General features: G+C 69.6%; 25 protein-coding genes, 1 tRNA gene and 1 pseudogene. 10 read left to right on the top strand and 17 right to left on the bottom strand.

The annotated features are described in order from the left end of the window. Positions 1–17 precede the first annotated feature (17 nt). The 6 genes from ACWDUM_RS03250 to ACWDUM_RS03275 all read right to left on the bottom strand — a co-directional run bounded on the left by ACWDUM_RS03250 (position 18) and on the right by ACWDUM_RS03275 (position 6,384). Positions 18–2,039, bottom strand: coding sequence for an Ig-like domain-containing protein (locus ACWDUM_RS03250; protein ID WP_450132868.1), 2,022 nt, complete (start codon positions 2,037–2,039; stop codon positions 18–20). 294 nt (positions 2,040–2,333) lie between these two features. After that, positions 2,334–2,409: transfer RNA gene (locus tag ACWDUM_RS03255), tRNA-Ala, on the bottom strand. Between the two features lie 99 nt (positions 2,410–2,508). Continuing rightward, positions 2,509–3,324 carry a divisome protein SepX/GlpR gene (gene sepX, locus ACWDUM_RS03260; RefSeq protein ID WP_450113253.1) on the bottom strand — a complete coding sequence of 272 codons (816 nt, stop codon included), beginning with the start codon at positions 3,322–3,324 and terminating at the stop codon, positions 2,509–2,511. 195 nt (positions 3,325–3,519) lie between these two features. Further along, a complete protein-coding gene (locus ACWDUM_RS03265; RefSeq protein WP_450132869.1) occupies positions 3,520–4,176 on the bottom strand; it encodes a GNAT family N-acetyltransferase in 657 nt (218 codons plus the stop codon). A gap of 4 nt (positions 4,177–4,180) precedes the next feature. After that, positions 4,181–5,440, bottom strand: coding sequence for a molybdotransferase-like divisome protein Glp (glp, locus tag ACWDUM_RS03270; protein ID WP_450113255.1), 1,260 nt, complete (start codon positions 5,438–5,440; stop codon positions 4,181–4,183). A gap of 23 nt (positions 5,441–5,463) precedes the next feature. After that, positions 5,464–6,384, bottom strand: a complete 921-nt coding sequence (locus ACWDUM_RS03275; protein WP_450113256.1) for a UTP--glucose-1-phosphate uridylyltransferase — start codon at positions 6,382–6,384, stop codon at positions 5,464–5,466. Positions 6,385–6,459: 75 nt separating this feature from the next. On the opposite strand from ACWDUM_RS03275, the gene ACWDUM_RS03280 reads away from it, so the two are divergent. From ACWDUM_RS03280 to mscL (ACWDUM_RS03300), 5 genes are all read left to right on the top strand, one after another. After that, positions 6,460–7,059: a 5-formyltetrahydrofolate cyclo-ligase gene (locus ACWDUM_RS03280; RefSeq protein ID WP_450132870.1), complete on the top strand. Its 600-nt coding sequence runs from the start codon at positions 6,460–6,462 to the stop codon at positions 7,057–7,059. Between the two features lie 97 nt (positions 7,060–7,156). After that, entirely contained in the window at positions 7,157–7,444 is a 288-nt protein-coding gene (locus tag ACWDUM_RS03285; protein ID WP_450132871.1) for an FmdB family zinc ribbon protein, read from the top strand. A gap of 87 nt (positions 7,445–7,531) precedes the next feature. Beyond that, positions 7,532–8,200: an SAF domain-containing protein gene (locus ACWDUM_RS03290; RefSeq protein ID WP_450132872.1), complete on the top strand. Its 669-nt coding sequence runs from the start codon at positions 7,532–7,534 to the stop codon at positions 8,198–8,200. Between the two features lie 120 nt (positions 8,201–8,320). After that, positions 8,321–8,710, top strand: coding sequence for a large conductance mechanosensitive channel protein MscL (gene mscL / locus ACWDUM_RS03295; protein WP_450113260.1), 390 nt, complete (start codon positions 8,321–8,323; stop codon positions 8,708–8,710). Positions 8,711–8,904: 194 nt separating this feature from the next. Continuing rightward, positions 8,905–9,297: a large conductance mechanosensitive channel protein MscL gene (mscL, locus tag ACWDUM_RS03300; RefSeq protein WP_450132873.1), complete on the top strand. Its 393-nt coding sequence runs from the start codon at positions 8,905–8,907 to the stop codon at positions 9,295–9,297. Positions 9,298–9,390: 93 nt separating this feature from the next. Here the strand turns inward: mscL (ACWDUM_RS03300) and ACWDUM_RS03305 are convergent. The 11 genes and pseudogenes from ACWDUM_RS03305 to mrf form a co-directional block, all read right to left on the bottom strand. Further along, positions 9,391–9,492 (bottom strand): annotated as a pseudogene (locus ACWDUM_RS03305) (MspA family porin); the annotation flags it as partial. A 52-nt stretch (positions 9,493–9,544) separates the two neighbouring features. Further along, positions 9,545–9,736 (bottom strand): hypothetical protein, encoded by a 192-nt coding sequence (locus tag ACWDUM_RS03310; RefSeq protein ID WP_450113262.1) that lies wholly within the window; start codon positions 9,734–9,736, stop codon positions 9,545–9,547. Continuing rightward, on the bottom strand, positions 9,733–10,230 hold the full coding sequence (locus tag ACWDUM_RS03315; RefSeq protein ID WP_450113263.1) for a MogA/MoaB family molybdenum cofactor biosynthesis protein: 498 nt from the start codon (positions 10,228–10,230) through the stop codon (positions 9,733–9,735). The genes ACWDUM_RS03310 and ACWDUM_RS03315 overlap by 4 nt, the downstream gene beginning before the upstream one ends. Before the next feature lie 71 nt (positions 10,231–10,301). After that, on the bottom strand, positions 10,302–11,834 hold the full coding sequence (locus tag ACWDUM_RS03320; protein WP_450132874.1) for a trypsin-like peptidase domain-containing protein: 1,533 nt from the start codon (positions 11,832–11,834) through the stop codon (positions 10,302–10,304). Positions 11,835–11,940: 106 nt separating this feature from the next. Then, positions 11,941–13,410 carry an ATP-binding protein gene (locus tag ACWDUM_RS03325; protein WP_450132875.1) on the bottom strand — a complete coding sequence of 490 codons (1,470 nt, stop codon included), beginning with the start codon at positions 13,408–13,410 and terminating at the stop codon, positions 11,941–11,943. Next, positions 13,410–14,096, bottom strand: coding sequence for a response regulator transcription factor (locus ACWDUM_RS03330; RefSeq protein WP_450113266.1), 687 nt, complete (start codon positions 14,094–14,096; stop codon positions 13,410–13,412). The genes ACWDUM_RS03325 and ACWDUM_RS03330 overlap by 1 nt, the downstream gene beginning before the upstream one ends. A gap of 73 nt (positions 14,097–14,169) precedes the next feature. Further along, positions 14,170–14,781, bottom strand: coding sequence for a trimeric intracellular cation channel family protein (locus ACWDUM_RS03335; RefSeq protein ID WP_450113267.1), 612 nt, complete (start codon positions 14,779–14,781; stop codon positions 14,170–14,172). 51 nt (positions 14,782–14,832) lie between these two features. Next, complete coding sequence (cycA, locus tag ACWDUM_RS03340; RefSeq protein WP_450132876.1) at positions 14,833–16,293, bottom strand: D-serine/D-alanine/glycine transporter; 1,461 nt, start codon at positions 16,291–16,293, stop codon at positions 14,833–14,835. Between the two features lie 140 nt (positions 16,294–16,433). Next, positions 16,434–16,607, bottom strand: coding sequence for a 50S ribosomal protein L32 (rpmF, locus tag ACWDUM_RS03345; protein WP_450132877.1), 174 nt, complete (start codon positions 16,605–16,607; stop codon positions 16,434–16,436). Positions 16,608–16,632: 25 nt separating this feature from the next. Next, positions 16,633–16,893, bottom strand: coding sequence for a type B 50S ribosomal protein L31 (locus tag ACWDUM_RS03350; RefSeq protein ID WP_450132878.1), 261 nt, complete (start codon positions 16,891–16,893; stop codon positions 16,633–16,635). Continuing rightward, positions 16,890–18,143 carry a ribosome hibernation factor-recruiting GTPase MRF gene (gene mrf, locus ACWDUM_RS03355; RefSeq protein WP_450132879.1) on the bottom strand — a complete coding sequence of 418 codons (1,254 nt, stop codon included), beginning with the start codon at positions 18,141–18,143 and terminating at the stop codon, positions 16,890–16,892. Before mrf ends, ACWDUM_RS03350 begins: the two co-directional genes overlap by 4 nt. 103 nt (positions 18,144–18,246) lie before the next feature. Between mrf and rpmB the strand changes: the two genes are divergently transcribed. The 5 genes from rpmB (at position 18,247) to ACWDUM_RS03380 (ending at position 20,461) form a co-directional block, all read left to right on the top strand. Continuing rightward, positions 18,247–18,483, top strand: a complete 237-nt coding sequence (gene rpmB / locus ACWDUM_RS03360; protein ID WP_450113272.1) for a 50S ribosomal protein L28 — start codon at positions 18,247–18,249, stop codon at positions 18,481–18,483. Continuing rightward, positions 18,480–18,650 (top strand): 50S ribosomal protein L33, encoded by a 171-nt coding sequence (gene rpmG, locus ACWDUM_RS03365; protein WP_450133317.1) that lies wholly within the window; start codon positions 18,480–18,482, stop codon positions 18,648–18,650. The genes rpmB and rpmG overlap by 4 nt, the downstream gene beginning before the upstream one ends. A 163-nt stretch (positions 18,651–18,813) precedes the next feature. After that, positions 18,814–19,119 (top strand): 30S ribosomal protein S14, encoded by a 306-nt coding sequence (rpsN, locus tag ACWDUM_RS03370; RefSeq protein ID WP_450113273.1) that lies wholly within the window; start codon positions 18,814–18,816, stop codon positions 19,117–19,119. A gap of 17 nt (positions 19,120–19,136) precedes the next feature. Beyond that, positions 19,137–19,394, top strand: a complete 258-nt coding sequence (rpsR, locus tag ACWDUM_RS03375; protein WP_050062834.1) for a 30S ribosomal protein S18 — start codon at positions 19,137–19,139, stop codon at positions 19,392–19,394. Positions 19,395–19,534: 140 nt separating this feature from the next. After that, positions 19,535–20,461: an AEC family transporter gene (locus tag ACWDUM_RS03380; RefSeq protein ID WP_450113274.1), complete on the top strand. Its 927-nt coding sequence runs from the start codon at positions 19,535–19,537 to the stop codon at positions 20,459–20,461. Positions 20,462–20,494: the final 33 nt, after the last annotated feature.

Here is a 20,494-nt window from a genome sequence, read left to right on the forward strand (position 1 = left end):
ACTGTGTCGGAACCGGCTCAGGAGCCGAAGATGTTGTCGAGCGATCCGGTGCCCGGATCGGTGCCGGGATCGGTGCCCGGATCGGACACCGTCACCGTGGCCGCCGCGGAGGTGGAGCCCAGATGGCCCTGCGCACCGCTGTAGACCGCGACGATCTCGCGGCCCCCGGTGAGCGCGAACGCGTGCGACAGGGTCGCCTTGCCGTCGGTCACCACGACCGGGCCTCCGATCGGTGCGGTCCCGTCGAAGAACTGGACGGTGCCTCCGGCCGGGCTCGGGGTGACGGTCGCAACGAGGTCCACCGCGGCGCCCTTGACGGCGGTCGCGGGGACGGTCAGCGCCGTGCTGGTCGCGACGTCGGACGGATCCGGATCGCTGACCGTGATGGACGCGTCCGCCGCCGTCGACGCCGTGAAGCCGGTGCCGCCGGTGAACCGAGCCTTGACGCTCTTGACGCCCGGGGTGGCGAAGGTGTGGGTGACATCGGCGACGCCGGCGACGACGTTCACGGGCGCGAGCACCTGGCCGTCGACGGTGAGCTCCACGGTGCCGACGGATCCGATCGGGGCACTGTCCGGGCCCGCGACCGTCGCGTAGAGGTGAACGGCCTGCCCGGTCTTCGCGCTACCGGGGACGTTCAGCGTCGTGGTGGTGGCCTTGTCCGTCGGGACGACGGCCGACACGGTCAAGGTACGAGCCTCGGACACCGAGGCGATGAACCCGGGCGCACCCGAGTACACAGCGGTCAGCTGATGGGCACCCAGAGACAGTGCCCGGCTGATCGACGCGGTGCCGTCGGATCCGACGGGCTCGGCCGCACCGATGTTGGTGTCACCGTCCTTGAACTGGACCGTGCCGCCGGCCGGGGTCGGCGCGACCTGGGCGGTCAGCGTGACGGCCTGACCCTCGGTGGCCGTTGCCGGCGCGGTCAGGGTGGTGGTCGTGGCCTCGTCCGGGACCGACACCGTCACGGTGAACGGTGCGGACGTCGAACCGGTGAACCCGGTCGCTCCGGTGTAGACCGCGGTGATCTGGTGGGCTCCAGCGCTCAGCGACGGCACGGTGACAGACGCCTTGCCGTCCGCACCGACCGTGACCGCGGCCCCGAGCTCGGTGGCACCGTCCTTGAACTGGACCGTGCCACCCGTCGGGGTCGGCGCAACCTGGGCGGTCAGCGTGACGGACTGCCCGTCGACAACGGTCGCGGGACCGGAGACGGTGGTCGTGGTGGACGTGTCGGGCACGGTGGCGGTGACGTTCTGCGCGGCCGAGGTCGAGCCGTCGGTGCGCGCGTTGCCGAGGAACTTCGCAGTCAGCGAGTGCGCACCGCCCGCGGTCGGGGTCCAGTTGTAGGTCGCGACACCGTTGTTCAACGTGCCGGTACCGACCTTGGTACCGCCGTCGTAGAACTCGACGGTGTCACCGTTCGCCCCACCGGTCACCGACGCCGACAGGCTCACCGCCTGACCGACCTGCGCCCCCGACACCGCCGCCAACGTGGTCGTGGAGACATTCTTACGGACCGTGATCGCCGGCCCCTTGTCCTGGTAGACACCCTCACCGAGGCTGCCCGCATAGTGCATCGTCGTCATCAACGGCACGCCGCGCGCGCAGTCCGGCCCGACCTTGTACGAGAACTCGAACGTGTGCGACTTCGGATCGATGTTCGGGTACACCGTCCAGCTACCGGCAACCTTCGCGAAGTCCGCGGCCTGACTGTCCAGCGCACGCGGCGACCCATCGACCTTCGCCGAACCCTCGACATAGGTCAGGCACGTCGGGTGCACGTCCTTCACCTGATAGAGGATCTCGAGCACGGTCAACGCCTTGCGCTCGAACTTCGTCGACGACGTGATCACGTCGCCCTCAGCCGGATTCGCATCACTGATCGTCCGCGTGAAATGACTGCTGCCATCCCACCAGTCGACAGTCGCGGGCGCCGCACCCGCGGCGCCGGCACCGGCCGTCACGGCGAAGCCGGCAGCCACCGCAAACGCGCTGACCCCACCGACGAAACGGCGAATGTTCACATCTGACATGCGTTTCCTCCACGGCGGACCGCGACCGGAGGGTCGTCGGGCCCGTCGTACTCCTGTCTCGGTGCGCCAGTTACCTCGGCATGTGGCCTCGCGGGCACAAAGTCGGAGAGGAGTAGATCACACTGTTCGTCAGTTCAGAGGCGTTTCGGAGGAGAACATGGACGAACGTCCGACACACGAAAAACGGGGAGCGACCGATGTTTCACCAAACGAGCTATCTGGCAGCAATTACCACACGGGCCGGATGCACGAAAGGCGTCACCCGCGGTGCGGGTGACGCCTTTCGTGTCCAACTGGTGGAGCTGAGGGGAATCGAACCCCTGACCTCTTCGATGCGAACGAAGCGCGCTACCAACTGCGCCACAGCCCCAATCCTTGCCCTCCGAAGGAGTGCCCGGCAACTCTAACAGGCCCATCCGTCAACCATGAAATCGGCTGGTCGGCGCCGTTTCCGGCGGACCCTGCGCGGCTACTGACCGACCACCCGGCGCACGTCCTGCGGGCCCTCGTCCTCTTCGAAGTGCGGATCGTGATGGTCGAGGTGATCGAAGACCGGGTCCTCGTCGTCGACCTCGAGCACCACCGCACCGGGACGGCGCAGGCGGGACGGCACCAGCCGCAGTTCCTCGTCGTCGTGCGATTCCACGCCGAGCCGGGAACGAGTCAGCCGAGCCATCCGGCGGAGCCGGATCTCCTGCTCGATCTGGACCTGGCGACGTAGGTACGCGAGATACCCGCCCAGACCGAGGACCGCGGCCACACAGGCCCACCACAGGGCCGGGGAGATGATCAGGGCCAGTGCCGCCGCCATGATCGCGGCGAGCACCAACCCGAGAACCGCCCGCTGCCGGAAGGCGTAGCGGGTCGCGCGGGCGATGGCATCGGCCTCGGGATCGAAGCCGCCGCGTCCCCGGCGGTACGGAACCGAGCCACCGTCGTCGTACCGCGGCACCTCCCGGTCGTCCTCGTCGGCGTACTCGGCGTCTCCCAGGTCGGGGTCGTCGTAGTCGAGGTTGTGGTGGTCCACGTCTGCTCGAGCGTGCGCTTCCATCCAGTCCTCCGCGTGCATCGGGCGATTGGGGTCTGGGCGCCAGTTCGGATCGCTCCGGTGCCCGCTCGCCGGGCCGCGCCGGTTCTGACGGGCGTGTTGTTCGCGATCGAGTACGCGAGTGGCGAGTGCCGCGTCTGTGGTTTGCCGGATCCGGGGGCGGCGCTTGGCCTGCATCGGAAGCAGCACGAACAGCCACATCGCCACCAGCGCGACGACGACCAGCGAGTTCGGCATGTCGGGCGACCTCCCTCCCTGTCGGCTGCCAGCACAGCTGTCACCTGCGTATTCGACCCGGTTGGTCCACTCAGGCTAGTTGCGTCGGCGCGCTGTTCCCCGCAGACGCGCCGACTCAGCTTTCTCATATGCCACATTAGTCACTGCTGCCGCATTGGCGCACCCCGGGTAACGGATATGTAGCCAGGGCTACTTTCAGCCCCACGACGCCCGGCCCGCCCGGACCAGTCGATCCGCGACGGTAGCCTCGACCTCCTCGACGGTCATCCCCACCAGGAAGTGGTCACGCCACTGACCGTCCACGTCCAGATACCGCTCCAGCAGGCCTTCCTCCCGGAAGCCGACATTGCGGAGCACCGCCCGGCTGGGCAGGTTCTCCGGACGGACGGTCGCCTCGATGCGATGCAGTCCGACGGGACCGAAGCCGTGGTCGAGCCCGAGGGCGAGTGCCGCAGTCGCCACCCCGCGACCACCGTCCTCCTTCGACACCCAGTAGCCGATCCACGCCGACCGCAATGCGCCCCGCACGATGTTGCCGATCGTCAGTTGGCCGCAGAACCGCCCGTCGAGCTCGATGACCATCGGCAGCATCCGGCCCTTCCGGGCCTCCGCCCGCAGCGACGAACACAGGCCGGGCCAGTTCCCGATGTGGTGCCGGGCGTCCCACGGCCCCTCACCGGTCGGCTCCCACGGCCGCAGGTGGTCCTCGTCCCGGATCCGCAGCCGGCTCCACGTCGCCGCGTCCCGCAACCGGATGGGTCGGAGGGTGACCTGTCCCGCGGGCACCACGAGCGGGCCGAGTCGGGCCGGCCACCCGGGATGAACGGTGTACCGGCGCAGGGCCGTCGACACCGGGTCAGCCCCGCTGAGCGAGGAAGGCGACGTCCACGCGGTCGCCGGTACGGATGTCGGTCACTTCCGGATCGACCAGCACCAGGCAGTTCGCCTCCGCGAGGGTCGCCAGCAGGTGCGAGGACGAGCCGGGGGCCCCGCCGAGCGCCTGGACCAGATACTCGCCGCTCGTCTCGTCGCGCATCAACTGCCCCCGCAGGAATCCCTTGCGGTCCTCGATCGACGTGATCGGTGCGACGGTCCGGGCGGTGACCACCCGGCGCATCGGCTGCCTGCGTCCGAGCGCGATGCGGATCAGCGGCCGCACCATCACCTCGAACACCACCAGTGCGCTCACCGGATTGGACGGCAACAGGAAGGTCGGGACCTCGTCGCGCCCGAGCTGACCGAAGCCCTGCACGGATCCCGGATGCATCGCGACCCGCTCGACCTCGAGGTCGCCGAGTTCACGCAGCGCCTCCCGGACCTGGTCGGAGGCACCGCCACCCACCGCACCCGCGATGACCACGATCTCCGAGCGAATCAACTGGCCCTCGACGACCTCCCGCAGCCGCCGCAGGTCGGTGCCGGCGATACCGACCCGGTTCACGTCCGCTCCGGCGTCGCGGGCGGCGGCCGCCAGCGCGTACGAGTTCACGTCGTACACCTGACCGGGACCCGGCGTGCGGTCGACGTCGACGAGTTCGCCGCCGACGCTGATCACCGACAGCCGGGGCCGCGGATGCACGAGCACCTTGTCGCGACCGACCGCGGCGAGCAGGCCGACCTGCGCGGCACCGATGATGGTGCCCGCACGGACCGCGACGTCACCGGGCTGCACGTCGTCGCCGACGCGGCGCACGTAGTCGCCGGATCGCACCGGCCGCAGCACCCGCACCCGGTTCTGGTTTCCGTCCGTGCGATCGAGCGGAAGCACGGCGTCCGCGAGGGTCGGCATCGGCGCGCCGGTGTCCACGCGCACCGCCTGCCGCGGCTGCAGCCGAGTGGGCTGGCGCGACCCCGCACTCACCTCGCCGACGACGGGCAGCACGACCTCGATCGGTTCACCGTCGTCACCGACGTGCCCGCCACCGGCCGCGGACACGTCCACACTGCGGACCGCGTAGCCGTCGATCGCGGCCTGGTCGAAACCGGGAAGGGGGCGCTCGGCAACCACTTCCTCCGCGCACAGCAACCCCTGTGCCTCGGAGATGGCGACCCGCACGGGACGGGGTGCGACTGCGGCGGCGGTCACCCTGGCCTGCTGCTCCTCAACCGAGCGCATGTAGACGCTGCCTCCCGACCCCACTACCGCTCCGTCTGCTGCAGTCTCTCGACGAGCCACTCACGCAGCGACGGACCGTATTCTTCGCTGTCGAGCGCAAAGTCAACCGCAGCGCGCAGGTAGCCGCCGGGATTTCCGAGGTCGTGTCTCCCACCCCGGTGCACCACCACGTGCACGGGATGCCCCTCCGCGATCAGCAACGCGATCGCGTCGGTCAGCTGCAGCTCCCCACCCTGGCCCGGCGTGATCCGCCGCAGCGCGTCGAAGACGGCACGGTCGAGCAGGTAGCGGCCGGCTGCGGCGAAGGTCGACGGGGCGTCCTCCGGCTTCGGCTTCTCGACCATGCCGGTCACCTTGAGCACATCCGGGTTGACCGCGTCCGGGAGCTCTTCGACCTCGAACACCCCGTAGGCGCCGACCTGGTCCTTCGGGACGTCGATCGCGCACAGGACACTGCCCCCACGCTTGGCCCGGACCCGGGCCATGGTCTCGAGCACGCCACGCGGCATCACCAGATCGTCCGGCAGCAGCACCGCGATGGCGTCCTCGTCGTCGTCGAGGACGGACTCCGCACACGCGACCGCGTGGCCGAGCCCGAGCGGCTCGTCCTGCACGACCGACTCCACCTTCAGCAGGCCCTGCGCCTTGCGCACCTTCTCGAGCAGGTGTGACTTGCCGCTCGCCTCGAGCTTGCTCTCCAGCACCAGGTCCTCGACGAAATGCGCGACGACCCCGTCCTTGCCCTCGGAGGTGACGATGACCAGTCGGCTGGCACCCGAATCGGCCGCCTCGCCGGCGACGAGTTCGATTCCGGGAGTGTCGACGACCGGCAGCAGTTCCTTCGGCACCGTCTTCGTCGCGGGCAGGAATCGGGTACCGAGTCCCGCCGCTGGGACCACCGCGGTGCGGAAGGCCCTGTTCGTGTTGGTGCCGGTGTCTGTCATGGGCACACCCTATCCGTGCCGACTCTCGGCCCGGGCTCTTAGGGTTACCGGTATGAGAAGTCGGACAGTCGGCCCGTGCCGGTGACGAAGACGCAGTGGCGCACGGAGATCCTGGCCCGTCGTCGTGACGTGGCTCCCGGAGCGAAGGCCGACGAGGACAACGCGATCGCTGCCGCTGTCGCCGGTCTCGGTGCACAGCTCGGGCCGGACGCGACGGTCTGCGCATACGTGCCTGTGGGGCGCGAGCCGGGTTCGACGGCGATGCTCGACGCCCTGGCCGCCCTCGTCGGCCGGGTTCTCCTGCCGGTCGCACACGAGCCGGGCCCCCTGCGGTGGGCCACCTACCTCGGCGTGGACGCCCTGGTCCCGGCCCCCTTCGGGCTGAGGGAACCCGCGCCGCCGTACCTGCCGCCCGAGACCGTCGCCGAGGCCGCGCTGCTGCTTGTCCCCGCCCTGGCGGTGGACCGCCGCGGGGTGCGGCTCGGGCGCGGCGCGGGGTTCTACGACCGCACGCTGTCACTCGCGGCCACCGGAGACGGGACGGGCACCCGGCTCGTCGCCGTCGTTCGCGATGACGAACTGGTGGACGAACTGCCGGAGGATCCGCACGACATCCGGATGCAGGCGGTGTTGACGCCGGCCGGCGGACTGCGCCTGCTCGGGGCGGCGGAATAGGCAGCGGATTACCGGCGTTGGCACTCAGGACTGTAAAGTGCCAGTGCCTGCGGTATCACTTGCCCAGGCTTCGAGTACCCGCGCGGAGGAACCTGCAGTGCCCACCTACTCCTATGCCTGCACCGAATGCGACAACCGCTTCGACATCGTGCAGTCGTTCACCGACGACACCCTGACCGTCTGCAACGAGTGCAACGGGAAGCTGCGCAAGCTGTTCAACTCGGTGGGCATCGTGTTCAAGGGCAGCGGCTTCTACCGCACCGACAGCCGCGGCGGCGGCAGCACCGCCAGCGAGCCGGCCAAGTCGAGCACGTCGACGTCCGACTCCTCGTCGTCGTCCTCGTCGAGCACCCCGGCCCCCGCCGCCAGCGCCACCACCAGCTAGTTCTCGTTTCTCCACAGCCCCCGGATCCCTCCACAGGACGGGTCCGGGAGCAGCCCTGCGCGGTCGTGCCCACCCTAGCGTGAGCACATGACCCGAGACTTCGAGCGGCTCCGCGACGTCCTGTCCCCCACGCCGGTCGACAGGTTCGCGCGGCTCATCCGCCCCGACTGGACCCGCACCGCGCTCGCCCGCCGGGTGCTCGCCGGCGCACTGACCGTGCTGGCCCTGCTGCTGGCGGTGCGCGATCATCCCGGCGACGACCGCGTCGAGGTCGTGACGGCGGCCCACGACCTGAGCCCGGGTGCCGTCCTCCACGAATCCGATCTGCGACTGGCAGCCCTGCCCTCTGCCGCCGTCCCGGGCGGCGCGCTCCGGGGCCTCGACGACGCCCTCGGGCACACCCTGGCCGGTCCCGCCCGGTCCGGGGAGGCGCTGACCGACGTCCGCCTGCTCGGCTCCCGCCTGGCCGAGGGCACCGCTGGACCCGATGCCCGGATCGTGCCCCTGCGGATCGACGACTCCGAGGTCGCCGGACTGTTGCGGGCCGGAGACCGCGTCGACATCCTCGCCGTCGACGCCGAGGGCGGCGCCGCACCGCGCGTGCTCGCCTCCGCCGCGACGGTGGTCCTGGTGGGACAGCGGGACGGTGGACGGTCGGCGCCCGCGCCGGTGGTTCTCGCGGCACTTCCCGAGGCCACCGCGACCGCGGTGGCAGCGGCATCCCTCACCGGTGCGCTGACCGTCACACTGCGGTGACCGTCACAGCGCGCCGGCCGGTCCGTGTTCGTGCGGTTGCCGCCCTTCCCGGACAGTCCCTAGCATCTTGGGTGTCCGATTCCCTTGTCAGATCGAATCGAATCGAAACGAGGACTGGCCATGCTCAAGGGCTTCAAGGATTTCCTGCTCAAAGGCAACGTGCTCGACCTCGCGGTCGCGGTCGTCGTCGGCACCGCGTTCACCGCCATCGTGACCGCTTTCACCGCCAACCTCATCGAGCCTCTCATCGCTGCACTCGGCGGCAGTCAGGAAATGGGCTTCGGATTCCAGATCACCGACAGCCCAGAGACTTTCGTCAACATCGGCGCCGTGATCAGCGCCGCCATCAACTTCGTGATCATCGCCGCGGTCGTCTACTTCGTCCTCATCGTGCCGTACAACCACGCCAAGGAACGGTTCATGACCAAGGAGGAGAAGACCGCGACGGACATCGAACTGCTCACCGAGATCCGCGATCTCCTCGCCGATCGCCGCATCGAACGGGCCTGACCGCACCGCCGCCGACGGAGCACCGGCCGCGTCGGATTCGGCTCGGCCCCCGCTCGGCATCCGGGATCCCAGCGACTCCCGCACACGGGTCTCACACCGGAAATTACCGCGTGTCCGTTTTGCCAGTGGGTAACGGTTGTCCTTAGCATTTGAAAGATCCGAGCCCCCGTACCCAATCGAAGCGAGGACCAGGCATGCTCAAAGGCTTCAAGGATTTCCTGCTCAAAGGCAACGTGCTCGACCTCGCGGTCGCGGTCGTCGTCGGCGCGGCCTTCACGGCCATCGTGACCTCTTTCACGGACAACATCGTCAACCCGCTCGTCGCGTCCGTCGGCAGCGCAGACATGGGCTTCGGATTCCAGATCACCGACAGCCCGGAGACCTTCGTCAACATCGGCGCCGTGATCAGCGCCGCCATCAACTTCGTGATCATCGCCGCGGTCGTCTACTTCATCCTCATCGTGCCGTACAACCACGCCAAGGAACGGTTCATGACCAAGGAGGAGAAGGCGGCGACGGACATCGAACTCCTCACCGAGATCCGCGACCTGCTCTCCGAGCGCCCGGTCGAGCGCTCCGTCGACTGACGGTCCGCACACCGAATCGGAAAGAGTTGGGGCCGTGACGCTTTCGTCACGGCCCCAACTCTTTTCAGTCGTGTCGGGAGAAGCGGTTCCGGCTCACCAGATGCTGAACGGCTGTCCCCACAGGGTGACACTGCCCGAGACCGTATCCGAGTCCACCGTCACCTGGACGGACGAACGAGCCTGGGCGTGGCCGGCCGATCAGCGACCGCCTGGCAACGCGGCGCGCCGGCAGTCGACGAAGGCGGCGTCAACCGTGATGTGGGGGGACCTGGCGACGCAGCCACTCGTCCGTGGACGCTTCGGCTCCGGCCCCGTCGGAATCGGACCGCTCGTCGCGGGTGGTCTCGGGCAGCACTTCTCCGAAGATGCGCGCCAGCCGGGCCCGAACTTTCGGGTCCCGGCTGGGGTGCGCGCCTCGTGCGTCGTCGGTGTTCGTCATTCCTCGATTCGGGACAGCTCGCCGATCACGGCACTGGCGAGCGGCGTCAGGGTCGCCATCCCGTCGCGAACGGCAGCGCGGGACGACGCCAGGTTCGCCACCAGGGTACTGCCCGACACCCCGACGACTCCGCGCGAGAGGCCGGCGTCGAGCGCACCGGCGGCCAGACCGGAGGACCGCAGCGCCTCGCTGATCCCGGGAATCTCCCGGTCCAGCACCGCAACGGTGGCGTCGGGGGTGACATCGCGGGGTGACACCCCGGTGCCGCCGACGGAGATCACCAGGTCCACGCCGCCGATGACCGCCGTGTTGAGTGCGTTGCGGATCTCGACCTCGTCCGCGGCGACCGCGACCACCGCGTCGACGAAGAATCCGGCCTCGGTGAGCAGCTCGGTGACCAGTGGTCCCGTCGAATCCACTCCGTCACCGTGAGCGGTTCGGTCGTCGACGATCACCACGAGTGCGCGGCCGGCCAGCGGGGCTTCGATGTCCATGACTCCTACGGTAGTGGTACGGGCGCGCACCGGCTCCGGGTGCCGGTCAAACCACGCCGGTCGGGTCGGCATCAACGGCCACCCTGGGTGGGTGCGGCAGCGAGGGTGACCTCGACGGTCTTCGCGTTGCCCCCATTGGGATCGGTGTAGGTGATCTGGACCTTGTCGCCGGGCGCGTGCGAGCGAATGGCCGCGATCAGGGCGTCTCCGCTGTTGACGACACGGTCGTCGACCCGGGTGATCACCACGCCGCGCGGGATGCCTGCCTGCTCGGCGGGACCGCCTGCCGTGACGTCCTGCACCGCGGCACCGTTGGTGACGTCCCGCGAGGACACCGACACCCCGATGATCGCCTGGGTCGCCTTGCCGGTCTTGACCAGTTCGTCGGCGACCCGCCGGGCCTGGTCCACCGGGATCGCGAAGCCGAGGCCGATCGACCCGCCCTGCTGGCCGGCCGCCGCGTCCCCGCCGAGGGTGGCGATCGCGGTGTTGACGCCGACCAGCTTGCCCTCCATGTTCACCAGCGCACCGCCCGAGTTGCCGGGGTTGATCGCCGCGTCGGTCTGGATGGCGTCGATCACCGTGTTCTGGTTGCCGGACTCACCGCTCGTCGACACCGGGCGGTTGAGCGCGGACACGATTCCGCTGGTGACCGTTCCCGCCAGGCCGAGCGGGGAACCGATCGCCACGACCGGCTGCCCGACCTGCACGTCCGCGGATGTGCCGAGCTCGATCGGGGTCAGGTCGGTGCGGCCCTCCACCTTGACCACCGCGATGTCCGACATCGGGTCGGCCCCGACGAGCTTCGCGGTCGCGGTCGTACCGTCCGAGAACGCGACGGTGAGCTTGCCGTCGGCACCGGCACCTGTCGCGACGTGGTTGTTGGTCAGGATCAGGCCGTCGGAGGAGAGCACGATGCCCGATCCCTCACCCTCGGCGCGGGCGCCCGCGACCTGGATCTGAACCACGCTCGGCAGCACCTTCTGGGCGACCGCCTGGACCGTGCCGGCCGGGGCGTTCGCGGTCTGGGTGGCGTTCGTGCGCGGGGCGTCGAGCGAGTTCGTCACCGTCCCGGAGCTGTTCCCGCTCTGGGTCCAGGCACCTACGGCACCGCCGACGCCACCGCTGACCAGCGCCAACGCGATCGCGCCCGCCGCCAGCGCGGCGCGACCCGACTTCGGCTTGGTGGCGGCCGGGAACTGCCCGGCGGCCTGCGGGTCGGTGGCCTGCGTCGCGCCCTGCGGCTGGTAGGAGCCGTACGGGGCCTGTCCGTAGCCGGGCCGCTGGTAGTGCTGCGCCGCGGTCGGGTACTGGGCGGTCGGGTGGTCGCCGGTCGGGTACTGCGACGTCGGATGGTCGCCGCTGGGGTACTGCGACGTCGGGTGGTCGCCGGTCGGGTACTGCGACGTCGGGTTGCCACCCGCCGGGTACTGGGCGGTCGGCTGCTCCCCCGCCGGGTACCGCGAGGTCGGGTTCTCGCCGGCCGGGTACTGGGACGTCGGCTGCTCGCTGCTCGGCGGCTGGTTCGGGGTGGCGGGCTGGTTCTGAGCCCAGGGCGAGTTCTCCTGTCCGGAGTCGCTCCGGCCGCTGCGATCCTCGGTCATCGTTGTGTGGTCCGTTCTCCCCTGCGCACCTGTGGGTGCGACTGCGATGCGATCTCGTTGACTCCAGCCTGTCGGGTCGGGCTTAGAGGGACCTGAGACTGCGCTTTCAGTTTGCCGAGACCTTGCTGCCCATACGCTCGACGCGCTCGGCCGGCGCCTCGCCGGGCAGGACGATGGTGATCAGCGCACCACCGCGATCGGATGCGCCGGCTTCGACGGTGCCGCCGTGCTTGACGACGACCTGGCGAACGATCGCCAACCCGAGCCCCGAGCCGGGCATCGACCGGGCCTCGGTGGACCGGTAGAACCGCTCGAACACCAGCTGCCGGTCCTCCTCGGGAATTCCGGGCCCGGCGTCGTCGACGGTCAACGCGAGATGCCCGTCGTCCAGCACCCGCATCCGCACCCGCACCTCGGCACCCGGAGGGCTCCACTTGGCCGCGTTGTCGAGCACGTTGAGGACCGCCCGGGCCAGCCCGGCACCGTCGCCGTGGACGAACCACGGCACGACCTCTGCCTCGAAGTCCACCTCGTTGCGGCGGCGACGTACCCGCTCCAGCGAGCGTTCGACGGTGTCCGCCAGATCGATTCGCTCGTGCACCGTCTCGGGTGCGTCCTCGCGGGCCAGGTCGACGAGGTCACCCACCAGCGTGGACAGCTCCTCGATCTGCGCCATCACGTCGGCACGCAGATCGGCCATGTCCTGGTCCGGGATCTGCGGGGCGCCCGGTCGACCGGCCGCGATCAGCAGCTCCATGTTGGTGCGCAGCGACGTCAGCGGGGTGCGCAGCTCGTGGCCGGCGTCGGCGACCAGCCGGCTCTGCCGGTCGCGGGACTCCGCCAGGGCCCGGAGCATCGTGTTGAACGAGACGGTGAGCCGGGCGAGCTCGTCGTTACCGGTGACCGGGATCGGCGTCAGCTCGTCGGTACGGGCGATCTGTTCGGTCGCCGCGGTCAGCCGCGCGACGGGTCGCAACCCGGTGCGCCCCACGGCCATTCCCGCGAGGGCAGCCAGGCCGACACCGCACCCGCCAACGACGAACAGCACCCACGCGAGCCGCTCGAGCACCTCTCCGGTCGGCGCGAGCCGCTGCGCGATCACCAGGGTCGACCCGAGATTGGTCCGCTGGGCGAACACCCGCTGACCGGCGAACGTGCGCAGCGTCGAGTCGTGTTCACCTCGGGCAACGGACATCTCGGCCTCACCGATGGGCGCGTTCGAGCCCGGCGGCATGTACACCTTCAGGTCCGGGAAGATGAGCGCGACACTGATGTCGTTGGAGTACACCGTCGCCAGCGAGATGGTCCGCACGTCGAGGGCGTCGAAGTTGTTGGCGATCAGCGTCGTCGACCGGCTGCGCAGCTGCGAGTCGACGTCGTTGTACAGCGCGCGGGAGACGACGGCGTACGCCGCGATCGCCATCACGGCGACCGCGATCGCGACCACCGACGCGGCGAGCAGCGTCACCCGCCACCGCAGCGAGACGGACCGAGTCAGCGGCATCGGCGGCCGCATCTCGGGAATCTCGTGCGGTACGGACGAATTCGTGGCCGAGCGGCCGAACGGGGCAGCCATCACGGCGGCGTCTCCCGCAGCACGTAACCGACACCGCGGACCGTGTGGATCAGCCGCGGCTCGCCGTCCGCCTCCGTCTTGCGACGCAGGTAGCCGACGTACACCTCCAGGGCGTTGCCGGAGGTCGGGAAGTCGTATCCCCACACCTCCTCGAGGATCCGGCTGCGCGAGAGCACCCGGCGCGGATTCGCCATCAGCATCTCCAGCAGCGAGAACTCGGTGCGGGTCAGGCTGATCGAGCGACCGCCGCGGTCGACCTCGCGGGTGACCGGATCGAGGGTCAGGTCCTCGAACGTGAGCGCCTCCGAATCCTCGCCGACGTCCGGCACCGCCCTCCGCAGCAGCGCCCGCAGCCGCGCGAGAAGTTCCTCGAGCGCGAACGGCTTCGGCAGGTAGTCGTCGGCGCCCGCGTCGAGTCCGGCAACCCGCTCGGACACCGAATCCCGGGCTGTGAGCACCAGGATCGGCAGGTCGTCACCGGCGCTGCGCAGGCGCCGGCACACTTCCAGTCCGTCGAGACGCGGCATCATCACGTCGAGCACCACGGCGTCGGGTCGCGCCGCGGCGACCTGCTCCAGCGCGTTCAACCCGTCCACCGCGAGGTCGACGGTGTACCCGTTGAAGGTCAGGGATCGGCGGAGGGAGTCCCGCACGGCTCGGTCGTCGTCGACCACCAGGATGCGCATGACCATAGTTTCTACCCGGCAACTGAGATCGCGCTGAGAGGCGGCTGAGCCGTGTCGCTCAAGTCGGTGTCCCTCAGTCGTCCACGTGCCGCGGCCCGGGCAGGTTCCATTTGCGCCACAGCGCGAGCAATCGCAGCACCGACGCCGACACCGTGCCGATCACCAGGCCCGCGTTGGCCGTCAGCCCCAGCGCCGCGCACGCGACCACCACGGTCGAACCGATCAGCGCCGGGATCGCGTACAGGTCACGGTGCAGCAGCAGCGGCATCTCGTTGACCAGGATGTCGCGCAGGACACCGCCCCCGATCGCGGTGGTGGCGCCGATCAGCATCGCGGCCTGACTGCTCGCACCGACGTCGAGGGCGATCGTCGCCCCGCTACTTGCGAACAGTCCCATCCCGACCGCGTCGAGCACGAGGATTTCGCGGCGCAGCCGGCGCACGGCGGCGTGCGCGAAGAACACCACCACCGAGGTGACCAGCGCGGTGGTGAAGTACTTCCAGGTGTTCAGCGAGGTCGGCGGGGTGATGCCGAGCAGGACGTCGCGCAGCACACCGCCACCGATCGCGGTGAACACGCCGATCAGGCACACCCCGAAGAAGTCGAGGCGTTTGGTGACCGCGACCAGCGCACCGGAGGCCGCGAACGCGATCACCCCGACCAGCTCGAGCACCTTCAGCAGCACGCGTCACCCTCCCGTCGGTCTCATCTTGCCCAGCCGCGGCGGGGGAACGCGTCAGCGTCCGTGCGTGTCGGTATCGATCGGCGCGACCCGCGTGGCCTCGAACGCCGCGGCCCTCGCCATCTGCACCGGCCGGCGCCGCAGCACCGCCCACACGAGGCCGAGCACCGCGAACCAGACCGGGGTCACGAGCAGCGCCTGCAGGGTGTCGGACTTCTGGGTGAACGCCCACACCAGGAACGCGAAGAACGCGAGCACCACGTAGCACATCGCGACGCCGCCCGGCATCTTGAAGGTGGATCGCTCGTGCAGCTCGGGCCGGCGCCGACGGTAGACGATGTAGCTGATCAGGATCATCGACCACACGAACATGAAGCACAGCGACGAGATGGTGGTCACGATGGTGAACGCGCCGATGATCGAGTCGCCGACCGCGACCATCACCACGCCGGACAGCAGGAACACACCCGAGAGGTACAGCGCGTTGGCGGGCACCCTCCGTTTGGTCAGCCGCGCGAACGCCGACGGCGCGTCGCCGTTGCGGGCGAGGCCGTAGACCATCCGGGACGTCGAGTAGATGCCGGAGTTCGCCGACGAGGTGGCCGAGGTGAGCACCACGAAGTTGACGACGGACGCGGCGATGCCGAGGCCGGCGAGGCCGAACATCGCGACGAAGGGGCTGCGGTCGGCGCTGATCTCCCGCCACGGGGTGACCGAGATGATCACCGCGAGCGCGACGACGTAGAACAGCATCACGCGGATCGGGATCGAGTTGATCGCCTTCGGCAGGTTCTTCTCCGGGTCCTTGGTCTCGGCGGCGGCGGTGCCGACCAGTTCGATCCCGACGAACGCGAAGGTCGCGATCTGGAATCCTGCGACGAAGCCCATCGGCCCGGTCGGGAAGAAGCCGCCGTCGTTCCACATGTTCGCGAAGGACGACTCGGCCCCGTTCGGCGCGATGAAGTGGGTGAACACCATCGCCAGGCCGACCACGATCAGGGCGACGATCGCGACGATCTTGATCAGGGCGAACCAGAACTCGGTCTCGCCGAACGCCTTGACGGTCGGCAGGTTCAGCCCGATCAGCAGCGCGACGGAGACCAGTGCGGGAATCCACAGCGGCAGCGAGCCCCACCAGTAGGAGACGTAGCCTGCGATCGCGATGACGTCGGCGATGCCGGTGACGATCCAGCAGAACCAGTAGGTCCAGCCGGTGAAGAACCCGGCCCACGGCCCGAGCAGATCGCCGGCGAAGTCGGCGAACGAGCGGTAGCCGGTGTTCGACAGCAGCAGCTCACCCATCGCCCGCATGACGAAGAACAGCATCGTGCCGATGATCATGTAGACGAACAGCACCGACGGTCCGGCCAGCGAGATGGTCTTGCCCGAGCCCATGAACAGGCCGGTCCCGATCGCGCCGCCGATCGCCATCAGCTGGATGTGCCGGTTGGTCAGCTGCCGGGACAGGCCCGGCTGCTGCTCTGTCGCACGGGTGATCTGGGTGTCTTCGGACACGGATGCTCCTCGCCACGGCGGCGCCGTGAATGAATGCGTTGGACGTCGGCGGACGTCGGGCCCGAGCGCGTTGGACGACGTCAGGCGGTAGTTATCGTAGCGAACGACCGGTCGGCGCCCGGGCACCGACCGGTCGGGCATCACCTCCGCGCGGGGTCGTACAGGCCGAGCCGCACCGCCCGGACCAGCCGTCTCGGCACCCGGTGCGTGACGCCGCCGACGGTCACGTCGACCAGGTCCGGGGCCTGCGCCTTCCACCGGGCGCGCCGGCTGCGGGTGTTCGACCGCGACATGCGTCGCTTCGGTACTGCCATGGTTGTGCCTCCTCGTTGTGGGTGGTCAGCGCTCCTGCGGGCGGCGCGATCCGTAGCGGCGTTCGAACTTCTCCACCTGCCCGGCACTGTCGACGACGCGGGCCGAACCGGTCCAGAACGGGTGTGACGCGCTGGTGACGTCGACGACGATCAGCGGATAGGTGTTGCCGTCCTCCCACACCGTGGTCCGCTCAGCGGTGGCGGTGGACCGGGTCAGGAACCTCGTGCCGGTGCTGCCGTCCTGGAAGACGACGGGGCGGTAGTCGGGGTGCGTCGATGTCTTCATGCCTTGTCCTCTCGGTGTGCCTGCTGGAAACGGGTGTCGGATCGGCCCTCGTCGCAGGGCTCGGCGTGCCAGTCGCCGAAGGGGTCCGGCCAGGTGGGCCAGGCGTGCTCGCGCCCGAACTCGGCATCGGTGAGCACCGCGTGACGCAGCGCCCGGTCGACGGCGCGCGGATCGGTGTCGTGGACCAGCACCACGAGGGAGGTGTGACGGTCGCCGTGCCGGGTGTCCCAGCGCAGCGCGGCCAGTGCACGGCGCGTCGCGTCCGCACCGGACTGTTCATCGGTGCTCATCGCGGCGAGCCAGCGTCCGGCCCGGCCGACGCGGAGGCCGCCACCGGCGGATTCGAGCCACAGCACGTGCTCGGGCTGGGTCGCCAGCCACATGCGGCCGCGCGCGGTGACGACACCGCCGAGCAGTACGTCGACCGCCTCGTGCAGGCGCTCCGGGTGAAACGGCCGGTCCGCGGTGAACTCGACGAGGGTGACGCCGCAGTCGGTGGCCAGCGGCGGCTGGCCACGCAGCAACGGCTCGTGCGCGCCCCCGACGGCTCCGCGCCGGGCATCGGAGGGCACCCGCGCGAGCACACGGTCGCCGTCCGGCGCGAGGTCGTCGCCGATCCAGTCGATCGGCGCGGTCGGGGCCAGTCGGGTCAGGACGGCGTGCAGTCGGGCCTGGCTCCACCCGTCCGCACCGCGTCCGGCGACGACCAGGGCGTCGGCGCAGGCGACCTGCCCGACCACGACCTGCGCGACGGTGCGGTCGTCGTCGGCGGTGGTGGCGAGTCCGCGGTCCGCGAGGTCGTCGTCACCGGTCGCGTCGTCCAGCCAGGTCGCCGCGTCCACGCAGGTCAGCACCGCCTCGATGCGGACGTCGCGGGATGCCGGACCGTCGAGTTGCCCGATCACCCCGCCCACGTGGACGTGTTCGATCGCCTCGCACACCGCCTCCGGTTCGAGTGTGCGATCGAGCTGCAGCACGATCCGGCGCACCGAGCCGCGCGTGTGCAGTCGCCGCAGCAGGGGCACGAGGTCTTCCCGCAGGGTGCAGCCGACGCAGCCGTGGGCGAGTTCGAGCAGCGTGGTGTCGACCACCCCGTCCGACCCGGTGACGGTGCGCCGGACCACCCCCTCCCGCAGGTGGTCGAGGTCGTGGTGGACGAGGACGGTTCCGGCGGTCAGCAGGCTCGCCGCAGTGGCCTCGGTGTCGGCCCAGCCGGCGACGAGGACGACCGGGGTTCGGCGGTCGGTCACTATCACTCCTTTCGACAACGATTGTCATTTCACTGAAGGAACGGTAGCGTCCCAGGCGGCATTTGTCGAAAACCATTTTCAACAATGGGTGAAAGGAGGCAGCATGTCGGCGCATTGCCAGGTGACCGGGCGCAAACCCGGATTCGGCAGGTCGGTATCGCACTCACACACACGGACGAGTCGGCGGTGGGATCCGAACATCCAGCGCAAGACCTACTTCCTGCCGAGCGAGGGCCGCCGGATCACGCTCACCGTCTCCGCGAAGGGGATCCGGACCATCGACCGCGACGGCATCGAGGCCGTCGTCGCGCGCATCCGCGCCGAGGGGGTGCGGATCTGATGGCCCGCAGCACCGAGGTCCGCCCGATCGTGAGGCTGAAGTCCACCGCGGGCACGGGCCACACCTACGTCACCCGGAAGAACCGTCGCAACGATCCCGACCGGCTGGTCCTGCGCAAGTACGACCCCGTCGTCCGCCGCCATGTCGACTTCAGAGAGGAGAAGTGAGGACATGCCTCGCGAATCCAGCCGGATGCACCTGGCCGAACGATCGTCGTCCGGCAAGGCGGAGAAGGAGGCGATACCGGGGTTGTATCGACGACGACGACAACGCCGCCGGGCGGCGATCGGGCGCCAGGGGCGCCGGTAGGGATTCGGGAGGTATGTCCTAGTGGCGAGGAGGTCGAAGATCGTGAGAAACGAGCAGCGAGCGCTGGTCGTCGCGCGCTACGCGACCCGGCGCGCGGAACTGAAGGAGATCGTGCGCCGGCCGTCCAGCTCGCTCGAGGAGAGGTCCCGGGCCCAGGCGGCACTGCAGCGTCTTCCCCGCGATGCCAGTCCGGTACGATTGCGTAATCGTGACGCTGCGGACGGTCGTCCGCGCGGTCACCTGCGAAAGTTCGGGCTCTCTCGCGTGCGCGTGCGCGAATTGGCTCATCGTGGGGAACTGCCCGGCGTACGCAAGTCCAGCTGGTAACACTCGAGAGGGAAGCAATGGCAGTCAAGAGGGGCCCGTCCAAGAAGTCCCGCGGCGCGGACACCGGCCGCAAGCCCAAGAAGAACCCGCTGTTCGCGGCCAAGATCGAGCACGTCGACTACAAGGACGTGAACCTGCTCCGCACGTTCATCTCCGACCGCGGCAAGATCCGCAGCCGTCGCGTCACCGGCCTGACCCCGCAGCAGCAGCGTCAGGTTGCCGTCGCGGTGAAGAACGCCCGCGAGATGGCACTGCTGCCGTTCACCAGCCGGTAGCAAGAGTTTCCCGAAAGGCCGCACGGTCCCCGACCGTGCGGCCTTTCGCGTACCCGGCGGATGCACGCTCGGCGGCGGCCGGATTCGTTAGAAAGGCTGACGACTAGACTCCTCGGGGTTTGTTCGTCGAGGAGGTCACGGTGTCCGGAGTGCTCTCGGGATTCGCCGTCATCTTCGTCGTCATCGCCATCGGCTACGTGCTCGGCCGCTCCCGGGTTCTCGGCGAGCAGGGCGAGTTCGTCCTCAGCCGGCTGGTGTTCTTCGTCGCGACGCCCGCGCTGCTGTTCGACTCGCTCGCGAACGCCGACCTGTCGGTGATCTTCTCCCCCACCCTCGCCGTCGCTGCGGCCACCGCGTTCGCGCTCGGCATCACCTACTTCGCGATCACCCGCACCGTCATGCGCCGGCCGGTCCCGGAGTCGACGATCGGCGCGTTGGCGGCGTCGTACGTGAACTCGGCGAACCTCGGCATCCCCATCGCGGTGTTCGTGCTCGGCGACGCCTCGTTCGTCGCGCCGCTGCTGCTGTTCCAGATCGTCGTCTACTCCCCGATCGCCCTGACCATGCTCGATCTGACCACCGGACGAAAGAGCAGTTCCTGGGTCGAGACGGTGACGACGCCGTTCAAGAACCCGATCGTGCTGGCCGGCCTCGCCGGGCTGGCGGTCTCGATCACCGGGTGGACGCCCCCGGCCGCGATCACCGAACCGTTCCGCATCGTCGGCGGTGCATCGGTGCCGGGCGCGCTGCTGGCGTTCGGCATCTCGCTGTATGGCGTACGGGTGCTGCAGCGCGGTGTCGCGCCACGCCGCGAGATCGCGCTCGCCTCGGTGCTGAAAATCGTCGTGCAGCCGGTCCTCGCGTACCTGATGGGACGGTTCGCCCTCGGCCTGGACGGTCACGAGCTGTTCGCGGTGGTCGTGGTGGCGGCCCTGCCGACCGCGCAGAACGTCTTCGTCTACGCCAGCCGGTACCAGCGCGGCATGGTCCTGGCCCGCGACACCGCCCTGGTCACCACCCTCGCCTCGATCCCCGCCATCGGACTGGTCGCCGCACTGCTGGCGTGACGCGACCGCGCCGCCCGTGCGTGAAGTGCCCGC

The organism is Rhodococcus sp. NPDC003322, from assembly GCF_053589555.1.